This is a genomic window from Xanthomonas sp. 1678, assembly GCF_031455575.1.
Taxonomy (GTDB): Bacteria; Pseudomonadota; Gammaproteobacteria; order Xanthomonadales; family Xanthomonadaceae; genus Xanthomonas_A.
Window position 1 is genome coordinate 21998 of the sequence record NZ_JAVDSZ010000020.1, and the last position, 17983, is coordinate 39980.

At 70.2% G+C, this 17983-nt stretch carries 15 protein-coding genes; 12 read left to right on the forward strand and 3 right to left on the reverse strand.

Features of this window, described 5'->3' with window-relative positions:
* The first annotated feature begins 48 nt into the window (after positions 1-48).
* The 9 genes from J2Y70_RS21850 (at position 49) to J2Y70_RS21890 (ending at position 9789) form a co-directional block, all read left to right on the forward strand.
* Positions 49-501 carry a hypothetical protein gene (locus J2Y70_RS21850; RefSeq protein ID WP_309922540.1) on the forward strand — a complete coding sequence of 151 codons (453 nt, stop codon included), beginning with the start codon at positions 49-51 and terminating at the stop codon, positions 499-501.
* Positions 502-698: 197 nt separating this feature from the next.
* Entirely contained in the window at positions 699-2342 is a 1644-nt protein-coding gene (mdcA, locus tag J2Y70_RS21855; RefSeq protein WP_309922543.1) for a malonate decarboxylase subunit alpha, read from the forward strand.
* A gap of 10 nt (positions 2343-2352) precedes the next feature.
* Positions 2353-2667, forward strand: coding sequence for a malonate decarboxylase acyl carrier protein (gene mdcC, locus J2Y70_RS21860; protein ID WP_309922546.1), 315 nt, complete (start codon positions 2353-2355; stop codon positions 2665-2667).
* A 598-nt stretch (positions 2668-3265) separates the two neighbouring features.
* Positions 3266-4180, forward strand: a complete 915-nt coding sequence (locus J2Y70_RS21865) for a biotin-independent malonate decarboxylase subunit beta (RefSeq protein ID WP_309922549.1) — start codon at positions 3266-3268, stop codon at positions 4178-4180.
* Positions 4180-4884 (forward strand): biotin-independent malonate decarboxylase subunit gamma, encoded by a 705-nt coding sequence (gene mdcE, locus J2Y70_RS21870; RefSeq protein WP_309922553.1) that lies wholly within the window; start codon positions 4180-4182, stop codon positions 4882-4884. The genes J2Y70_RS21865 and mdcE overlap by 1 nt, the downstream gene beginning before the upstream one ends.
* Positions 4877-5530 carry a malonate decarboxylase holo-[acyl-carrier-protein] synthase gene (gene mdcG, locus J2Y70_RS21875; RefSeq protein ID WP_309922556.1) on the forward strand — a complete coding sequence of 218 codons (654 nt, stop codon included), beginning with the start codon at positions 4877-4879 and terminating at the stop codon, positions 5528-5530. Before mdcE ends, mdcG begins: the two co-directional genes overlap by 8 nt.
* A gap of 1034 nt (positions 5531-6564) precedes the next feature.
* Positions 6565-7383, forward strand: coding sequence for a triphosphoribosyl-dephospho-CoA synthase MdcB (gene mdcB / locus J2Y70_RS21880; RefSeq protein ID WP_309922582.1), 819 nt, complete (start codon positions 6565-6567; stop codon positions 7381-7383).
* Positions 7380-8300: an acyltransferase domain-containing protein gene (locus tag J2Y70_RS21885; RefSeq protein ID WP_309922559.1), complete on the forward strand. Its 921-nt coding sequence runs from the start codon at positions 7380-7382 to the stop codon at positions 8298-8300. Before mdcB ends, J2Y70_RS21885 begins: the two co-directional genes overlap by 4 nt.
* 133 nt (positions 8301-8433) lie before the next feature.
* Complete coding sequence (locus J2Y70_RS21890; RefSeq protein WP_309922561.1) at positions 8434-9789, forward strand: SLC13 family permease; 1356 nt, start codon at positions 8434-8436, stop codon at positions 9787-9789.
* 181 nt (positions 9790-9970) lie between these two features.
* Here J2Y70_RS21890 and J2Y70_RS21895 read toward each other — a convergent pair whose 3' ends face one another.
* Together J2Y70_RS21895 and J2Y70_RS21900 are read right to left on the reverse strand one after the other, a co-directional pair.
* Positions 9971-10687, reverse strand: a complete 717-nt coding sequence (locus J2Y70_RS21895) for a GntR family transcriptional regulator (RefSeq protein ID WP_263396838.1) — start codon at positions 10685-10687, stop codon at positions 9971-9973.
* 97 nt (positions 10688-10784) lie between these two features.
* Positions 10785-10925 (reverse strand): hypothetical protein, encoded by a 141-nt coding sequence (locus tag J2Y70_RS21900; protein ID WP_309922566.1) that lies wholly within the window; start codon positions 10923-10925, stop codon positions 10785-10787.
* 144 nt (positions 10926-11069) lie between these two features.
* On the opposite strand from J2Y70_RS21900, the gene J2Y70_RS21905 reads away from it, so the two are divergent.
* Positions 11070-11672, forward strand: coding sequence for a DUF4142 domain-containing protein (locus tag J2Y70_RS21905; RefSeq protein ID WP_263396840.1), 603 nt, complete (start codon positions 11070-11072; stop codon positions 11670-11672).
* Positions 11673-12259: 587 nt separating this feature from the next.
* Here J2Y70_RS21905 and J2Y70_RS21910 read toward each other — a convergent pair.
* Positions 12260-13627 carry a pirin family protein gene (locus J2Y70_RS21910; protein WP_309922571.1) on the reverse strand — a complete coding sequence of 456 codons (1368 nt, stop codon included), beginning with the start codon at positions 13625-13627 and terminating at the stop codon, positions 12260-12262.
* Between the two features lie 303 nt (positions 13628-13930).
* Here J2Y70_RS21910 and J2Y70_RS21915 point away from each other — a divergent pair, with 303 nt between their 5' ends.
* Positions 13931-14962: an NAD(P)H-quinone oxidoreductase gene (locus J2Y70_RS21915; protein ID WP_309922573.1), complete on the forward strand. Its 1032-nt coding sequence runs from the start codon at positions 13931-13933 to the stop codon at positions 14960-14962.
* Positions 14963-15283: 321 nt separating this feature from the next.
* Entirely contained in the window at positions 15284-17665 is a 2382-nt protein-coding gene (locus J2Y70_RS21920; protein ID WP_263396843.1) for a DUF3772 domain-containing protein, read from the forward strand.
* Positions 17666-17983: the final 318 nt, after the last annotated feature.

Sequence of the window (17983 nt, forward strand, 5' to 3'; positions counted from 1 at the left end):
GCGAACCTGGCGTCGGCATGACCACAGCGGCATAGGCGGGAGAGAGGCGTGCTTACTTGGGAGGGCGTTGCCACGGTCGCTGCCGTCGTCGCGGCCACTGCTTTCATGGCGGGGTTCATGTGGCTTCAGCGCCGCCGCGATCACTGGCTGGAGCGGACGGTGGAGGAATCCTTCCGGCGCATTTCCCTGACCAGCGATGGCGTGCTCCTCACCGGCGCGGATCTGGTCGTGGTGAAGAAGGTGCAGCAATTCATGGACGCCAATTACGACGCGTCCTTCATGTTCGAGGGCGAGGCCATGAACGGCAGCAATGCGTTCTGGTATTGCAGCGGTCCCGGTGCGCGCTGGTTCCTGGCGATCCCCTCGATCGACAGGCGCGGCAGTGGAGTGGACGTGCGCTGGATGCTGCGTCCGCTGACCGAGCAGCGCATGCGCGCGGTGCTGCGCTTCGATCGCGCGGCCTACTTGCGTGCGTTCGGCGAGATGCCCGACAAGGCGTAGCAACGCTGGCAGCGACGTGGTCGTGCAGGCGTCGGAAGTCGATCGTCGTTGTCCCGAAAACGGATGCCAACAGGCCGGCAGGCACCTGTTGCAGCGCAGCGTGCATTGGTCACGGTTTCATAATTATATCGTAATTACAATTTTGGCCGGCCCCGCCACGGCGCTGGGCCGCCCTCCATTCGCCGACGGAAAGCCTTATGCCTCAGGACTGGAACACGCTCGCCGACAACCGCCGGCAACGCCTGCAGCGCGCCGAAGGGCTGGCGCGCGGGCGCCTGGTGGAGGCCAAGGACGCGGTGGCGCTGCTGGAGGCGGTGATCGAGCCGGGCGACCGCGTGTGCGTGGAGGGCAACAACCAGAAGCAGGCCGATTTCCTGTCGCAGTGCCTGACCGAGGTCGATCCGGCGCGGGTGCACGGGTTGCACCTGTTGCAGTCGGTGCTGGCGCTGCCTTCGCACCTGGACGTGTTCGAGCGCGGCATCGCGCAGCGCCTGGATTTCTCCTTCTCCGGCCCGCAGGCGCTGCGTCTGGCGCGGCTGGTGGCCGACAAGCGCATCGAGATCGGCGCGATCCACACCTACCTGGAACTGTTCGGCCGCTATTTCGTCGACCTGACCCCGCGCGTGGCGCTGGTCGCGGCGCAGGCCGCCGACCGCCAGGGCAATCTCTACACCGGGCCGAACACCGAGGACACGCCGGTGATCGCCGAGGCCACCGCGTTCAAGGGCGGCATCGTCATCGCCCAGGTCAACGAGATCGTCGACACGCTGCCGCGCGTGGACATCCCGGCCGACTGGGTCGGCTACGTGGTGCAGGCGCCGCGCCCGCACTACATCGAGCCGCTGTTCACCCGCGACCCGGCGCAGATCTCCGAGATCCAGGTGCTGATGGCGATGATGGCGATCAAGGGCATCTACGCCGAATACGGGGTGGACCGGCTCAATCACGGCATCGGCTTCGACACCGCCGCGATCGAGCTGCTGCTGCCCACCTATGCCGAATCGCTGGGCCTGCGCGGCAAGATCTGCCGGCACTGGGCGCTGAATCCGCATCCGGCGCTGATCCCGGCGATCGAGTCGGGCTTCGTCAAGTCGGTGCACTCGTTCGGCTCGGAACTGGGCATGGAGAAGTACATCGCCGCGCGCGCCGACGTGTTCTTCGCCGGCCCGGACGGGTCGATGCGCTCCAACCGCGCGTTCTCGCAGACCGCGGGGCTGTACGCCTGCGACATGTTCATTGGCTCCACGCTGCAGATCGACCTGCAGGGCAACAGTTCCACCGCCACCCGCGACCGCATCGCCGGCTTCGGCGGCGCACCGAACATGGGCTCGGACGCGCGCGGCCGCCGCCACGGCAGCACCGCCTGGCTCAAGGCCGGGCGCGAGGCGGCGCGGCCGGGCGAGATGCCGCGCGGGCGCAAGCTGGTGGTGCAGATGGTGGAGACCTTCCGCGAACACATGGCGCCGGCCTTCGTCGACCGGCTCGATGCCTGGGAACTGGCCGAGCGCGCGAACATGCCGCTGCCGCCGGTGATGATCTACGGCGACGACGTCAGCCATGTGCTGACCGAAGAGGGCATCGCCAACCTGCTGCTGTGCCGCAGCGCCGAGGAGCGCGAACAGGCGATCCGCGGCGTGGCCGGCTACACCGCGGTGGGCCTGGGCCGCGACAAGCGCATGGTCGAGAACCTGCGCGACCGCGGCGTGATCCGCCGCCCCGAGGACCTGGGCATCCGCTTGCGCGACGCCAGCCGCGACCTGCTGGCCGCGCGCAGCGTCAAGGATCTGGTGCGCTGGTCCGGCGGCCTGTACGCGCCGCCGCAACGCTTCCGCAACTGGTAAGGGGCAATCGATGGAAACCCTTCGCTATCGCTACGACGGGCGCCTGGCGCCGAACGGCCGGCTCGACCACGTGCTGGTCGGCGTGGTGTCTTCCGGAAATCTGGAAGTGCTGATCGAACCGCAGGAGCTGGGTGGCGCGATGCAGATCGAGATCGTCACCGCCGCCGACGGCTTCGGCACGATCTGGCAGGCGGTGCTCGACGATTTCGCCGCGCGCCATCCGCTGCGCGACGTGCGCATCTCGATCAACGACGTCGGCGCCACGCCGGCGGTGGTCGGCTTGCGCCTGGACCAGGCGGTGGAAGCCTTGCAGGAGGATGCGTGATGCGTCGGAGTTCGGTCTTCGCCAGGCGTCGCGGCGCGCGCGCTGAGCTTTCTGTGGGAGGGGCTTCAGCCTCGACTGTGTCCGGAGCCGGCGACATGGTGGCTCCGTTGGTCGCGGCTGAAGCCGCTCCTACAGGGAGTGCTGGCCTTGCGGTAGGCGCTTCGGTTCCCAAGGCATTCGCAATGGCCGCGGTTCGGGCGTTGCTCGTCGCGACTGAAGTCGCTCCCACAAGGGATGCCTTGCCTGCGAGGAGTCTTGTGGAAGGGCCTTCAGTCCCGACTGTCTTCGGAGCCGGCGACATGATGGCTCCGTTGGTCGCGGCTGAAGCCGCTCCTGCAGGAAGTGCTGCCCTTGCGGGCGGCGCTTTGGTTCTGAGGGCATCCGCGGCGGCCGCGGTTCGGGCTTTGCTCGTCGCGACTGAAGTCGCTCCCACAAGGGATGCCTTGCCTGCGAGGAGCCCTGTGGGAGGGACTTCAGTCCCGACGCGATCCTCCGGCAGCGCCTGGATGGCGCGCGCCGCGAGCCAGACGCCTGCTGCAATGAACGATCGTCCCGCATTGCCCACCCGGCGCGTACGCCGCCCACACCGGAGCTGCGCATGAGCGCGATCCCGAACAACCGCCGCCCGCGCAGCTTCTACGAGGCCGATGCGCGCGCGCGCATCGACGGCTTGCTCGATCCGCGTTCGTTCCGCGAGTTCGTCGGTCCGCGCCAGCGCGCGATGAGTCCGCATCTTGCGCAGCTGGACCAGCCCGGCGCGTTCGACGACGGCATCGTCGTCGGCGAGGGCCGGCTCGACGGACGCACGGTGCTGATCGCCGCGCAGCAGGGCCAGTTCATGGGCGGAGCGGTCGGCGAGGTGCATGGCGCCAAGCTCACCGGGCTGCTGCAGCGCGCCGCGGCGACCACACCGGCGGCGGTGCTGCTGTTGCCCGATACCGGCGGCGTGCGCCTGCACGAGGCCAACGCCGGGTTGATCGCGATTTCCGAAATCATGCGCGCCGCGCTGGATGCGCGTGCCGCCGGGGTGCCGGTGCTGGCGCTGATCGGCAGCGGCAACGGCTGCTTCGGCGGCATGGGCATCGTCAGCCGCTGCTGCACGCGCATCGTCATGTCCGAGGAAGGACGGCTGGGTTTGTCCGGACCGGAAGTGATCGAGACCGTGCGCGGCGTGGAGGAATTCGATTCGCGCGATCGCGCGCTGGTATGGCGCGTGACCGGCGGCAAGCACCGCTACCTGCTCGGCGAGGCGCAGGCCCTGGTCGCCGATGCGGTCGAGGAGTTCCGCGCCGCGGCGATCGCCGCGTTGGCGGTGCCGCCGCCGGCCGAGGACGACGATGGCCTGGCGCGCATCGCCGCCGAACACGCCGCGCTGCGCCGGCGGCTGGAGACCTACGGCGACTGCCGCGACGGCGTGGACATCTGGCGCCGGCAAGGCATCGCCGATCCCGACGCGCTGCCGCTGCTGGACACCGCCGCCTTCCTTGCCGCCGTCGCCGACCGGAGCCCGTGATGGAACTGACCCCTCTGCTGCAGCAACTGTTCCCGCTCGGCCACCGCATCGAGGTGCATGACGGCGTGATCGGCGGCAGCGCCACCACGGCGCTGGGCGAGGTCACCGTGATCGGCAGCGCCGACAAACTGGAAGTGGGCGTGGAGCACGCGCTGGCGCTGGCCGCCGCGGTGCTGGACAGCACCCGCACACACCCGCAGCGGCCGATCGTGATGCTGGTCGATACCGCCGGCCAGCGGCCTTCTCGCAAGGACGAATTGCTGGGCATCAACGGCTATTTCGGCCATCTGGCGCAGTGCCTGGACCTGGCGCGGCGCCGCGGCGCGCGGCTGCTCACGCTGGTCTACGGCGAGTCGGTCAGCGGCGGCTTCCTGGCCTTCGGGCTGATGGCCGACGCGATCTACGCGTTGCCCGAGGCGCAGGTGCGGGTAATGGACCTGCGTGCGATGGCACGGGTCACCAAGCAGCCGTTGGAGAAGCTGCAGGCATTGAGCAAGAGTTCGCCGGTGTTCGCGCCGGGCGTGGAGAACTACGTGGCGATGGGCGCGGTGCAGGCGGTGTGGACCGGCGATCTGGCGCAAGCGCTGGTCGCCGCGCTGCAGGCGCCGCTGCTGGGCGACATGCGCGCGCAACGCGGCGCCGAGCGCAACGGCCGCCTGCTCGCCGCGCCGATCGCCGCGGAGGTCGCCGCCGGCCATGCATGAGCCGCTTGCCCGGCACGATCTGGTCTGGCTGGCAGCAGATGCGCCTTGGCAGGCGCGCACGCCGGGCGCGCAGGCGCGTCTGCGCGACTGGCTCGCTGCCGGCCATCCGGCGATCGTCGCGCGCGGCGATCGCAGCGACGACGCGCAGGCGCTGCGCCTCGGCGTGCCGTTGCCGCCGGCCGAGGGCAAGCAGCGGCTGTCGTTGTCGGTCGAGCGCGATGCGGTGCTGCGGCAGCGCGCAGCGCTGACGCTGGACGAGGTCTGCGCGCAGGTGCAGGCACCGCCGGAGTGGCAACCGCCGCTGCACGACCTGCAGGCGCTGTCCGCCACGCATGGTTTGACCCCGCGCGTGTTCGGCGCCTTCGCCTGGCAGGCGCTGACCGGGTTGCGCTACGTGCATGCCGGCTCGGACATCGACCTGCTGTGGCAGCTGCCCACGCCGGCGCAGGCGGGCGCACTGCTCGCCGACCTGGCGCGCTGGGAGCAGCGCCACGGCCACCGTGTCGACGGCGAGGTGCTGCTGCCCGACGGCAGCGCGGTGAGCTGGCGCGAACTGGCCGGCGACAGCGCGCAACTGCTGGTCAAGGCGCTGCGCGACTGCCGGCTGCAGCCGCGCGCAACGCTGCTGCAGGCGTGGGGGGCATGATGGAACTGCAGGCGCTGCGCGGCGTGGAAGACGGCTGCTTCCCGGCATCGTCGGCGCCCGCAGCAGCCGACGTGTCGGCACCAGAAGCGGTCGGGGCTGAAGCCCCTCCCACAGTGCATGCAGCCGGCCATCCGCGAGCCCCTGTAGGAGCGGCTTCAGCCGCGACGAACGAAGCCGCGATCTTCCCGATGCCGGAAGCGGTCGGGCCTGAAGCCCCTCCCACAGTGCATGCAGCCGGCCATCCGCGAGCCCCTGTAGGAGCGGCTTCAGCCGCGACGAACGAAGCCGCGATCTTTCCAATACCGGAAACCGTCCGGACCGAAATCCCTTCCACAGTGCATGCGGCCGGCCATCCGCAAGTCCCTGTAGGAGCAGCTTCAGCCGCGACGAACGAAGCCACGATCTTTCCGATGCCGGAAGCGGTCCGGGCTGAAGTCCCTCCTGCAACGCATGTAGCCGGCCATCCGCAAGCCCCTGTAGGAGCGGCTTCAGCCGCGACGAACGAAACCGCGGTCTTTCCGGTACCGGAAGCGGTCAGGGCTGAAGTTCCTCCTGCAGCGCATGTGGCCGGCCATCCGCGAGCCCCTGTAGAAGCGGCTTCAGTCTCGACGAACGAAGTGAGAATCCCTGGTGATTTTGCTTGTCTGTCGTGGCTGAAGCCGCTCCTACAGTGCAGCCTGCGAGCAGGCCGCAAGTCCCTTGTGGGAGCGACTTCAGTCGCGACGAGTGAAGCAATGGAGGTGCTGCGGCCTGACCGCGTCGGGACTGAAGTCCCTCCCACAGTGCGCCCGGCGAACAGCCCGCAAGTTGATGTAGGAGCGGCTTCGGCCGCGACGAACGAAGCCGAGGTCTTTCCAGCCCCGCAAACGGCCGGGACCGAAGCCCCTCCCTCAGGGCTCGTCGCACGCACGGCATCCCCTGTGGGAGCGACTTCAGTCGCGACGAACGAAGCCCGAGCAGCGACGGCGCAATTCGCCAGCCATCCCCGAGCGACTGCGGCCGCAGCCAATACAGCGGCGACCGCTCCACACCGCCTGGCCCTGCCGCACGGCCTCGGCCGTCTCGCCGTCGCCAGCCTGCATGCCGAGCTGGCCTGCGCGCCGAAGCCCGGGCTGGTCACGCCGTTCGATCGCGGCAGCCACGACGACATGGATGCCGGTACCTTCCTGCGCAGCCTGTTCACGTTGCGCGGCTACTTCGTCGCGATCGCCGCCGCCGGTGCCGCCGACGCGCCGTTCGCCACGCTACGCCAGCTCGGCATCGGCGCCGAGCGCGCCATGCTGCGCGCCACCGATGGCATCAACACACACCGCGGTGCGATCTTCAGCCTGGGCCTATTGGTCGCCGCGGCCGCGCGGCTGCGCACGCACACCGCGATGACGCCCGCCGGCGAAGCGGTCTGCGCCGCGGTCGGCGCATGGCGCGAGGCGCTGCTGGATGCGCCGCTGGACCCGAGCAGCCATGGCCAGCGCATGCGTCGCCTGCATGGCGTCGCCGGCGTGCGCGAGCAGGCCGCCGACGGCTTCCCGCTGCTGCGCGAGGTGGCGCTGCCGGCGCTGCGCGGTGCGCTGCGTGCCGGTCTCGCGCGCGACGCCGCCATGGCGCAGGCCCTGCTGCAGCTGATCGCGCGCACCGACGATCTGAACCTGCTGCATCGCGGCGGCCGCGAGGGCCTGCGCTTCGCGCAACGCAGCGCACACGCCTTCCTCGACGCCGGCGGCGCGCTGCAACCGGACTGGCGCCAGCAGCTCGCGCGCCTCGGCGACGCCTTCGTCGCACGCCGGCTCAGCCCGGGCGGCAGCGCCGACCTGCTCGCCTGCGCCTGGTTCCTGCTCCGCCAGGAGCAGCCATGAGCCTGGCGCTGCTATGCCCGGGGCAGGGCGCGCAACATCCGGCGATGTTCGACTACAGCGCCGGCGTGCCTGCGGCGGAGGCGGTGCTGGCCGCGGCGGCGCAGGTGCTCGGCGCCGATCCGCGTGCACTGGCCGGCAGCGATGCGCGCTACGACAACGCGATCGCGCAGCCGCTGGTGTGCGCCGCGGCGCTGGCCAATGCCGCGGCGCTGTTGCCGCAGTTGCCGGCGCCGGCGCTGGTGCTCGGCTACAGCATCGGCGAGCTGGCCGCGCACGCGCTGGGCGGCGGCCTGGACGCGCCGGCCTGCCTGGCGCTGGCGGTGCAGCGCGCGCAGCGCATGGATGCGGCCAGCCGCAACGGCGACGGCCTGATCGCGGTGCAGGGCCTGCTGCGCGATGCGGCCGAGGCGCTGTGCGCGCAGAGCGGCCTGCACCTGGCCATCGTCAACGGCGACGACCATCTGATTCTCGGCGGCCATGCCGATGCGCTGGCGCAGGGCGAGCGCCAGGCGCGTGCGCAGCGCGCGCGGGTCACGCGCCTGCCGGTGGCGGTGGCCGCGCACACGCCGCTGCTGGCGGACGCGGCGCAGGCGTTCGCGGCCGACCTGCGCGCCGCGCCGCTGGCCGCGCCGCGCGCCACGCTGCTGGCGGGCATCGACGGACACCGCATCGGCGATCGCGACGACGCCATCGCTGCCTTGTCGGCGCAGCTGGCGACGACGCTGGACTGGGCCGGGACGCTGCGCCAGGCCGCCGAGCGCGGCGTGCGCGTGTTCCTGGAACTGGGGCCAGGCTGCGCGCTGGCGCGCATCGCGCGCGCGCTGCTGCCCGAGTGCCAGGCGCGCTCGGTGGAAGAGTTCGGCAGCCTGGCCGCGGCGGCGGCCTGGGTGCGGCAGGCGGAGCAACGCATGCAGTGATGCAGCCGTGGCGGCGTTGGGGGCGGCGATGGGAGCCGTCGCGCCGCAACGGAGTTGGCAGTTGGCGATCGACCCAGGGTGGCGGGTGGCCATTCGCGGCAGTGGTACGGATCCAGCAAGCTCGGGAGGGCGCATGAGTCCACAAATCGCGACGATCATCGGCTTGATCGTCATGTTCATCGTGGCCACCGCGTTGCCGGTCAACATGGGCGCAGTCGCGTTCGCGTTGGCCTTCATCGTCGGTGGCGTCTGGGTCGGCATGGACGGGAAGGAGGTCTTGGCCGGGTTCCCCGGCGACCTGTTCCTGACCCTGGTCGGCATCACCTATCTGTTCGCGATCGCGCGCAACAACGGCACCATCGATCTGTTGGTGCATTGGGCGGTGCGCGCGGTCCGCGGCAAGATCGTGGCGATCCCGTGGGTGATGTTCGTGGTCACCGCGGTGCTGACCGCGTTCGGCGCGCTGGGACCGGCGGCGGTGGCGATCATCGGTCCGGTCGCGCTGCGCTTCGCCAAGCAGTACCGGATCAATCCGCTGCTGATGGGCCTGCTGGTGATCCACGGCGCGCAGGCCGGCGGTTTCTCGCCGATCAGCGTGTACGGCGGCATCACCAACAAGGTGGTGGAAAAGGCCGGGCTGGACGTCACCGAGATGGCGGTGTTCCTGACCAGCCTCGGCTTCAACCTGCTGATGGCGCTGATCTGCTTCTTCGCCTTCGGCGGGCTGGCGCTGCTGCGGCGCGGCCAGGCGCCGTCGCTGGCCACGGCCGAGTACGTGCCGGTGGGCGACCAGTCTTCGCACCGCCAGTTCGCGATCGAAGGCCACGGCGCGCTGCTGTCGGCCGGCGGCGGCACCCTGTCGACCGATCCGGCGGCGCTGGAGGCGGTGAGCCTGAACCGCGATCGCGTGCTGACCCTGTTCGGCCTGCTCGGCCTGGGTATCGCTTCGCTGATCTACAACCTCAACGTCGGCCTGGTCTCGATCACGGTGGCGGTGGTGCTGGCGCTGCTATCGCCGAAGGCGCAGAAGGGCGCGGTGGACGGCATCAGCTGGTCCACGGTGCTGCTGATCAGCGGCGTGGTCACCTACGTGGCGGTGCTGCAGGAGAGCGGGGCGGTGGACTACATCGGCAACGGCGTGTCCAGCATCGGCATCCCGCTGCTCGGCGCCTTGCTGGTGTGCTACGTCGGCGGCATCGTCTCCGCGTTCGCCTCCTCGGCGGCGGTACTGGGCGCGACCATCCCGCTGGCGGTGCCGTTCCTGCTGCAGGGCCACCTCGGCGCGGCCGGCGTGATCTGCGCGCTGGCGATTTCCTCCACGGTGGTGGACGTGAGTCCGTTCTCGACCAACGGCGCGCTGGTGGTGGCCTCGGCCGCGCCGGACGAACGCGAGTCGCTGTACAAGCGCTTCCTGATCTACAGCGGCCTGGTGGTGCTGTTCGGCCCGCTGCTGGCATGGCTGCTGCTGGTGGTGCCGGGGTGGCTGTGAGGCCGGGATTGGGGATTCGGCATTGGGGATTGGTTAGAGCGGATCGCGGTTGCTGATCCAACGTGAGTTGCACAAAAAGCGCCGGCCCTTGGGTCGGCGCTTTTTTGTGCATAGTTTCAACCAACGCATCAGCTCATCGGCGCAGCAGATGCTGCCGTTACGAATCCCGAATCTCCAATCCCTAATCCCGGCCGCTAGGCAACGGCGCCGGCACATTGAGCTTGCCGCCGGCGGCCACGTACATCGCCAGCGCGTTGCCCTGGCTTTGCAGGTGTCGGTTCATGGTGCGCTCGGCGCCTTCGGCGTCGCCGCGACGGAAGCAGTCCATCAGTTCGCGGTGCTCGGACAGCGATTGCTGCATGCGTCCGGGCGCCAGCAGTTGGCGTCCGCGGTGCATCTTGAGGATGCGGTGCAGGTCGTGGGTGACGCGGATCAGCCACGGATTGCCGGCGAATTCCTGCACCGATTCGTGGATCAGGTAGTTCTGCCGGTAGTACTCGGCCAGGTCGCCTTCGTCGGCGGCCTGCTCCATGCGCGCATGCAGCGTTTCCAGCCGCGCCAGGCCGGCGGCGTCGACCTTGCGCACCGCCTCGTAGGCGCAGCGGCCTTCCAACAGCGCCATTACCGGGAACAACTCGTTGAGGTCTTCCAGGTTCAACCGGGTCACACGCGCGCCGCGGCCGGGTTCGATCTGCACCAGGCCTTCGGCGGCGAGCAGCTTGAGGCTCTCGCGCAGCGGGGTGCGGCTGATGCCCAGTTCGGCGACCAGCGCCGGCTCGTCGATCCACTCGCCCGGCGGCAGCACGTAGTCGTAGATCTTCTGCCGCAGCCGCTCGGCCACGTCTTCGTACAGCGCCACGCGCTTGCGCGGTGTGCGGGTGTCGGGCGCGAGGGTCATCGGCGGGTCGAAGCGCTCTGTAGCCTGTGGTGGCGATAGCGACATTCTAGCGGCCGGCGGGAAACGACGCCGCTGCGGCATTTCCCGCGGGCACGGGCTATTTGCCTTTCTTCTTGTCCGGGCGCTGCGACAGTGCCGATCCTGCGGCGGTCTTGCTGTCCTTGCCGGTGCGCCCGTCCTTGAGCACCTTGGATGTCGCCTTGCCGGCCTTGACGCCGGTTTTCTCGTTGTTGGCCATGTGCGCTCTCCATGAGCGCCGCGGTTGCGGCAGACCACTGCATGCGCTTGGCCGCGTCGAGGGCGTGTCATGAAAAGCGCAACGATTCACGCGGGTTTGCGCGCTGCATGGGCAAGGTAGGCACTGGCAAACCAGGAGCACCCCATGACCCCGACGCGCATCACGATCCGGCTTCCGATTCTCGCGGCGCTCGCCGCCATGGCGCTGAGCGGCTGCGGCAAGCCTGGCGACCAGGCGTCGCGCACCGCCCCGGCGACCTCGCCGGCACCGACCGCCGCGCCGGTCGGCGGCGAAAGCGGACGCGAGGCGATCGCCGGCGACGCGTCGGCCAAGGCGATGCTGCAAGTGCTGGAAGGCAATGCGGTGGCGTTGTCGCAGCAGGCGCTGTCGCGCAATGTCAGCGGCAGCGTCGCCGATTTCGCCCGCGAGGTGGTCGCCGCGCACCAGGGCGCCGCGGCCGCGGACGCTGGCAAGGGCGGACCCGGCGATGCGGAGAAGATCGCCGCGCAGGCGGCCAAGGGCAAAGCGCAATTGCAGGCGCTGGATCAGCAGAAGGACGCATCGGCCTACATGAACGCCTACATGGCGACGATGGTGCGCAGCTATTCCGACGCGCTTAACGTGATCGATGCCGAGCTGGTGCCGGCGGCGCAACAGGACGCGACGAAGCAGGAACTGCAGCAGGCGCGCAAGCGCATCGCCGAGCAACTGGAGCGCGCGCAGGCGCTGGCGTCGGCGCGGTACTGAGCGGATCTACGCGAGGCTGCGCCCGTACCCTCATCCGCCCCTGCGGGGCACCTTCTCCCGCTGGGAGAAGGGAACAGCCTCAGCCCCTCTCCCGTCGGGAGAGGGGTTGGGGTGAGGGGAGGGTATACGGCGCGAAGCGTCTCGCGGAGTTAGGGTGCACGAGGCTTCGCCCGTACCCTCATCCGCCCCTGCGGGGCACCTTCTCCCGCTGGGAGAAGGGAACAACCTAGCCCCTCTCCCACCGGGAGAGGGGTTGGGGTGAGGGTACGGCGCGCAGCGTCTCGCGGAGTTTGGGTCACGAGGCTTCGCCCGTACCCTCATCCGGCCCTGCGGGCCACCTTCTCCCGCTGGGAGAAGGGAACAGCCTAGCCCCTCTCCCACCGGGAGAGGGGTTGGGGTGAGGGTACGGCGCGCAGCGTCTCGCGGAGTTTGGGTGCACGAGGCTTCGCCCGTACCCTCATCCGGCCCTGCGGGCCACCTTCTCCCGAGGGAGAAGGGATAGCCGTTAGCCCCTCTCCCCTCGGGAGAGGGATCGGGGTAAAGCTGTCGTGGTCAAATTTCCGCAGCCATACGCCAGGGAACAACCCCTAACCGCCCGCGCTGTCCGCAGCTGCCGCGAGCGGTGCCGGCCGTTCCTCGCGACCATCCGGGTGGCGCGCGAAGCGGTTTGGATCGCTCCCGTGCACCGGCGCCTCGTCCTTCCAGGGCCAGCCGCCGAACTGGGTGCGGCGGTAGTCGGCCATGGCCTGTGCGATCTCGGCCTGGGTGTTCATCACGAAGGGGCCATGTTGCGCGACCGGTTCGGCGATCGGCCGGCCCTGCAGCACCAGGAACTCGCTCTCGACCGCAGCGCCGTTGACCAGTTCGACCGCCTGATCGGCGCGCAGCTCGATGGCGGCGTGGCGTGTCACCTCGCGTGCGCCCACGGTCACCGAGGCGCCCTTGAAGAAGTACAGGCTGCGGCGCGTGTCCCGGCCTTGCGCGGCGGGCAGCGTCCAGCGTGCGCCGGGCGCCATGCGGATCGTCCAGATGGCGACGTCGGCATCGTCCTGCGCGGCCCACGAATCCGGCGGCGGCGCGAGTGGGCCGCCGGCCGTGCCGGGCGCGGCATCGACGGGGCCGATGCGGCCAGCCACGCAGGCCACGTCGGTGGTGCGGCCGGCGTCGTCGGTGGCGGTGAAGCGCGGCAAGTCCTGCGCCCAGAACATGGTGAAGTGCGGCGCCACCATCTTGCTGCGCGCCGGCAGGTTGAGCCAGATCTGGAACAGCTCCAGCGGGTTGGGCGCCGCGGCGTCGAGCAACGGGAACATTTCCGAATGGACGACGCCGGCACCGGCCGTCAGCCACTGCACGTCGCCGGCGCCGAAGCGCGCTGCCGCGCCGAGCGAGTCGGAATGGTCGATGAGGCCCTGGCGCACGATGGTCACGGTCTCGAAGCCGCGGTGCGGGTGACCGGGAAAGCCGGGGACGTCGCTGCCGTGATACATGCTCCAGCCGTCCTTGCGGCTGAAGTCCTGGCCGATGGCGCGGCCTTCGAGCGACACCGCCGGACCCATCGCGCCGTTGCCGGCGGGGTAGGCGTCGTCGTGATAGACGCAGAACAGGAACGGATCGATGGTTTCCCAGGGAAAGCCGAGCGGCTTGATCTGGACGACGGGGTCGGTCATGAAGGTGTCCTTGATGCGGGCGCGGCTGGGAGGCAGCGGCAATTGATCGAATATGGCGCGCGCTCGGCGGAATGGAAGGCCGGTGCGGAGGACATCCTGTCCCGCATGTAGAACGCGAACGCGGCGATGCGGTCCCTGCCGCAGTCGCTGCGCGACAACTGCTTCGGTAGCGACAGGCTGCGCGAGCAGCGCTCGCGCTGTCGGGTCGCCGCGGCGGCCTGCGTTGCCCGTGCCGATCCGTTGCCGCCGCTGCGGCGCGTCGGACGCATGGCAGGGGATGGCCGCCAATGCCGACGCTGACGCCTTGGGCGGTACAGATGGCGGTGGCTGGCGATGGCGTCTCTCTCCAAGCCGATTACACACCTGTGGGAGCGACTTCAGTCGCGACGCGCTTTCCCGGTAACGCCCGTCGCGACTGAAGTCGCTCCCACACAGTGTTTCCCGGCGTCCTCCACTCCCGGGTGGGCAGTGTCGGCCCGGAAGGAAACGCTGCGCGCACCGTCACGGACCGCAACGCGGCGAAGGCCGATCATCGCGGTTCCCCCGCGTTCCGCGCCCGCGTGGCGCTGCGCCTTTGCCCAGGTTCCCGCCATGTCCCCGACCTCCGCCGTGCCGCTCCCCGATTCGATGATCGCGATCGAGATCCGCCAACCCGGCGAGCCGGAGGTGCTGGTGCCGGTGCGCCTGCCGCTGCCGCATCCGGGCCGCGGCGAACTGCTGGTGCGGGTGGCCGCGGCCGGGGTCAACCGCCCCGACGTGATGCAGCGCCGCGGCAGCTATCCGCCGCCGCCGGGCGCCTCGCCGCTGCCCGGGCTGGAGTTCGCCGGCGAGGTGGTGGCGCTGGGCGAGGGCGTGGAGCGCTATCGGCTTGGCGATGCGGTGTGCGCGCTGGTCGCCGGCGGCGGCTATGCCGAGTACGCGGTGGTGCACGAACGCAACGCGCTGCCGGTGCCGTCGCCGTTGAGTCTGGCTGAGGCCGCGGCATTGCCGGAGACCTTCTTCACGGTGTGGGCCAACGTGTTCCAGCGTGGCCGCCTGCAGGCCGGCGAGACCATGCTGGTGCATGGCGGCACCTCCGGCATCGGCAGCGTCGCCACGCTGCTGGGCACCGCGTTCGGCGCGCGGGTGATCAGCACCGTCGGCTCGGCCGACAAGCGCGCGGCCAGCCTGGCGCTGGGCGCGGAGGCGGCGATCCTGTACCGCGAAGAGGACTTCGTCGCCGAGACCCTGCGCCTGACCCATGGCCGCGGCGCCGACCTGATCGTGGACCTGCTCGGCGGCGACTACCTGCCGCGCAACTACCAGGCCGCGGCGCTGGACGGGCGCATCGTGCAGATCGGCATCCAGCAGGGCAAGGTCCGCGACCTGGACCTGATGCCGCTGCTGGCCAAGCGCCTGACCCACACCGGCTCGACCCTGCGCCCGCGCTCGGTGATGGAGAAGGCGGCGATCGCGCGCGAGCTGGAGCAGCAGGTGTGGCCGCTGCTCGAACAGGGCCGTATCAAGCCGCAACTGGACCGCTGCTTCCCGCTGGCCGAGGCGGCGCAGGCGCACGCGCGGATGGAATCCAGCGCGCATATCGGCAAGATCGTGCTGCTGACGCAGGCGGGGGCGGGGCAGTGAGCCGGGGGCGGTGAGTGCCTGTCGCGGCTGAAGCCGCTCCTGCAGTGGGGTCGTATGGCGGTGCAGGCGGAATGCCGGCGGGCAGGCCCGGCGCAGTGAGCGAGGTGCCATGAGCGCCTGCAGGCGTCGGTACACCGCGAGCCCGCCCCTGTAGGAGCGGCTTCAGCCGCGACAGGCACCCCGCCGCGCCATCGGCGCGCCCGCCACGGCCGCGCCGCTGGCTCCGTTCAAGCCCCACCCCGTATATTGCGCCGCACGCGCGGTGGTCCGCGCCTGACTGCCGGTCCTCGCGTGCGCTCTCCGTTCCGTTCCGCCTTGCCGATGCCATTGCTGCGCTGCGCGCTGCTGGCGCTGTTGCTGTGCCTGTGCGCGGCGGCGGGCGCGCAGCCGCAGGACGCGCCGCAGGCGCCCGACCCGCAGGCCCTGCTGGAAGGCGCCGAGCAGACGCTGCAGGACGCGCGGCGCGGCATGGACGCCGCCGATCCGACCGCGCTGCGCGAACTGCTCGACAAGGTCGCCGATGCGCAGCGCGATGCCGATGCCGCGGTCGCGGCGCTGACCCCGCAGTTGGCCCAGGTCGATGCGCGCCTGCAGCAGCTCGGCGAGGCCGTCGCGGGCGAGGCCAGCGACATCGCCGCGCAACGCAAGGACCTGGCCAAGCAGCGCGCGCCGCTGGATTCGGGGATCAAGCGCGGCAGGCTGCTGGCGGTGGAGGCCAAGCAGCTCGGCGAGCAGATCGAAGGCGTGCAGGCCGAGCACTTCAGCCAGGAACTGTCGCTGCGCTCGGCCTCGCCGCTGTCGCCGGCGCTGTGGCGGCAGATCGCCAGCGATTTCCCCGACGACCGCGAACGCCTGCTCGACCTCTACCGCCTCGGTGCGCAGGCGCTGGACGCGGCGATCGCCAAGAATGGCGCCAGGGGGCTGGGCATCGGCGTGGCCATCGCGTTGGTGCTGCTGTTCCCGTTGCGCTACCTGCTGCGCTGGCTGGGCAAGCGCTATGCGGTCTCGCGCGCGCCTGGCAGCCGCCTGCGCCGCTCCGGGCTGGCGCTGTGGTTCCTGCTGCTGGGCACGCTGACGCCGGGCCTGGCTGCGCTGGTGCTGGCCGAGAGCCTGCGCAGCATCGGCGCGGTGCCGGCGAAGCTGGAGATCGTGGTGCATGGCTTCCTCGTGTACAGCTTCGCCGCCGCGTTCATGGGCTCGCTGGGCGCCAGCGTGCTGCTGCCGAACCAGCCGTCGTGGCGGCTGTTCCCGATCGACGACGCCACCGCGCGGCGCCTGCGCAAGTTCACCTGGGCCACCGCGACGCTGGCCTGGCTCAGCAGCATGCTGCTGGTGATCAATCGGGCCAGCCTGACCAGCGAATCGGCCACGTTCGCCGCCGAGGGTGTCATCGCGCTGGTCTATGCGGTGCTGATCCTGGCGATCCTGACCAGCCTGTCGCGGCTGCGCCGGCGCCAGTACGCCGAGGCCGCGGCGCAGGCGCTGGCCAACGCGCAACCGCCGCCGCCGGGACAGCATGGCGGCGTGCTGGCGCTGGTCGGCATGCTGGTGCGGGTGGTGGTGGTGGTGGCCTTGCTGGCCTCGCTGCTGGGCTATCTGCACCTGGGCCTGTTCATCACCCGGCAGATCATCTGGATCACCATGATCGTCGGCGCGATCCGCCTGCTGATGACCTTCGCCGACGACTTCGCGCTGTGGCTGTTCGCCAGCGAAGGCCGCATCGGGCGCGCCGCCAATGGCGCGTTCGGGGTACGCGCCAGCCGCCTGGAGCAGGCCGGCGTGCTGACCTCGGCGCTGCTGCGCGTGGTCTTGCTGCTGATCGGCCTGGGCGCGCTGCTGATGCCGTTCGGGACCAACGTGTCGACCCTGACCGACTGGTTCTCGGTGCTGACCCAGGGCATTCCGATCGGCAAGGGCCACCTGTATCTGGGCGACGTCGTCCGCGCGGTATTGGTGCTGGGCCTGGGCCTGCTGGCGATGCAGTACATTCATGGCTGGCTGACCCAGACCTACCTGCCCAAGACCGAACTGGACGACGGCTCGCGCAATTCGGTCAGCACCGTGGCCCGCTACGCCGGCATCCTGTTCGCGGCGTTGTGCGCGCTGGCGGCGTCGGGCATCGAGGTGGCGCAGATCGCGCTGGTGGTCAGCGCGCTGTCGGTCGGCATCGGCTTCGGCCTGCAGTCGATCATCCAGAACTTCGTGTCTGGCTTGATCCTGCTGGCCGAGCGCCCGGTCAAGATCGGCGACTGGGTCAAGATCGGCGACCAGGAAGGCGACGTGCGCAAGATCAGCGTGCGCTCCACCGAGATCCAGGTCGGCGACCGCTCCACGCTGATCGTGCCCAACTCCGAACTGATCACCAAACCCCTGCGCAACATGACCCTGGCCGGTCCGCTGGGCCGGGTGCAGATCCAGTTCGCGGTGTCGCTGGGCACCGACGTGGTCAAGCTGCGCGAACTGCTGATGCAGCTCTACGCCGCGCACCCGGGCGTGCAGGAGGACCCGGCGCCGTCGGTGTTCATCGATTCCATCGCCAGCGGCCACGTCACCCTCAACAGCTTCGCCTACGTGGCCAATCCGCGGCTGGTCTACGGCACCCGCAGCGACCTGTTCTTCAGCCTGCTGCAGCGCCTGGCCGAAGAGGGCATCGCGTTGGAATCGCCGCAGGAGGTCAAGCTGTTGCGTGATCCGAGGGAGTAGCGGGACTCGGGACTCGGGACTCGGGACTCGGGATTTTCGCAAGTTCGCCGCTTTTTTGCTTTTCTGTGGGAGGGGCTTTAGCCCCGACGCGTTACCGGTAAGGCGTCGGGGCTAAAGCCCCTCCTACAGAAAAGCGGTTGCGCCGGAGCGAAAAAGGGCCGCTTTTTCTTAAAAAAAGCGGCCCTTTTTGCATCAAATCGCTTGACAGGAATTTGCCCCGCGGCATCATCCTGCCGTCCCGAGTCCCGAGTCCCGAGTCCCGAGTCCCGAGTCCCGAGTCCCGAGTCCCGAGTCCCGAGTCCCGAGTCCCGAGTCCCG

Bases quoted from the DNA above. Each gene is read 5' to 3' on its own strand.
- J2Y70_RS21885 (WP_309922559.1), top strand. From the start codon at position 7,380: ATGAGCCTGGCGCTGCTATGCCCGGGGCAGGGCGCGCAACATCCGGCG.
- J2Y70_RS21915 (WP_309922573.1), top strand. From the start codon at position 13,931: ATGTCCCCGACCTCCGCCGTGCCGCTCCCCGATTCGATGATCGCGATC.
- J2Y70_RS21900 (WP_309922566.1), bottom strand. From the start codon at position 10,925: ATGGCCAACAACGAGAAAACCGGCGTCAAGGCCGGCAAGGCGACATCC.
- J2Y70_RS21890 (WP_309922561.1), top strand. From the start codon at position 8,434: ATGAGTCCACAAATCGCGACGATCATCGGCTTGATCGTCATGTTCATC.
- J2Y70_RS21865 (WP_309922549.1), top strand. From the start codon at position 3,266: ATGAGCGCGATCCCGAACAACCGCCGCCCGCGCAGCTTCTACGAGGCC.
- J2Y70_RS21905 (WP_263396840.1), top strand. From the start codon at position 11,070: ATGACCCCGACGCGCATCACGATCCGGCTTCCGATTCTCGCGGCGCTC.
- mdcE (WP_309922553.1), top strand. From the start codon at position 4,180: ATGGAACTGACCCCTCTGCTGCAGCAACTGTTCCCGCTCGGCCACCGC.
- mdcC (WP_309922546.1), top strand. From the start codon at position 2,353: ATGGAAACCCTTCGCTATCGCTACGACGGGCGCCTGGCGCCGAACGGC.
- mdcA (WP_309922543.1), top strand. From the start codon at position 699: ATGCCTCAGGACTGGAACACGCTCGCCGACAACCGCCGGCAACGCCTG.
- J2Y70_RS21895 (WP_263396838.1), bottom strand. From the start codon at position 10,687: ATGACCCTCGCGCCCGACACCCGCACACCGCGCAAGCGCGTGGCGCTG.
- J2Y70_RS21920 (WP_263396843.1), top strand. From the start codon at position 15,284: ATGCCATTGCTGCGCTGCGCGCTGCTGGCGCTGTTGCTGTGCCTGTGC.
- mdcG (WP_309922556.1), top strand. From the start codon at position 4,877: ATGCATGAGCCGCTTGCCCGGCACGATCTGGTCTGGCTGGCAGCAGAT.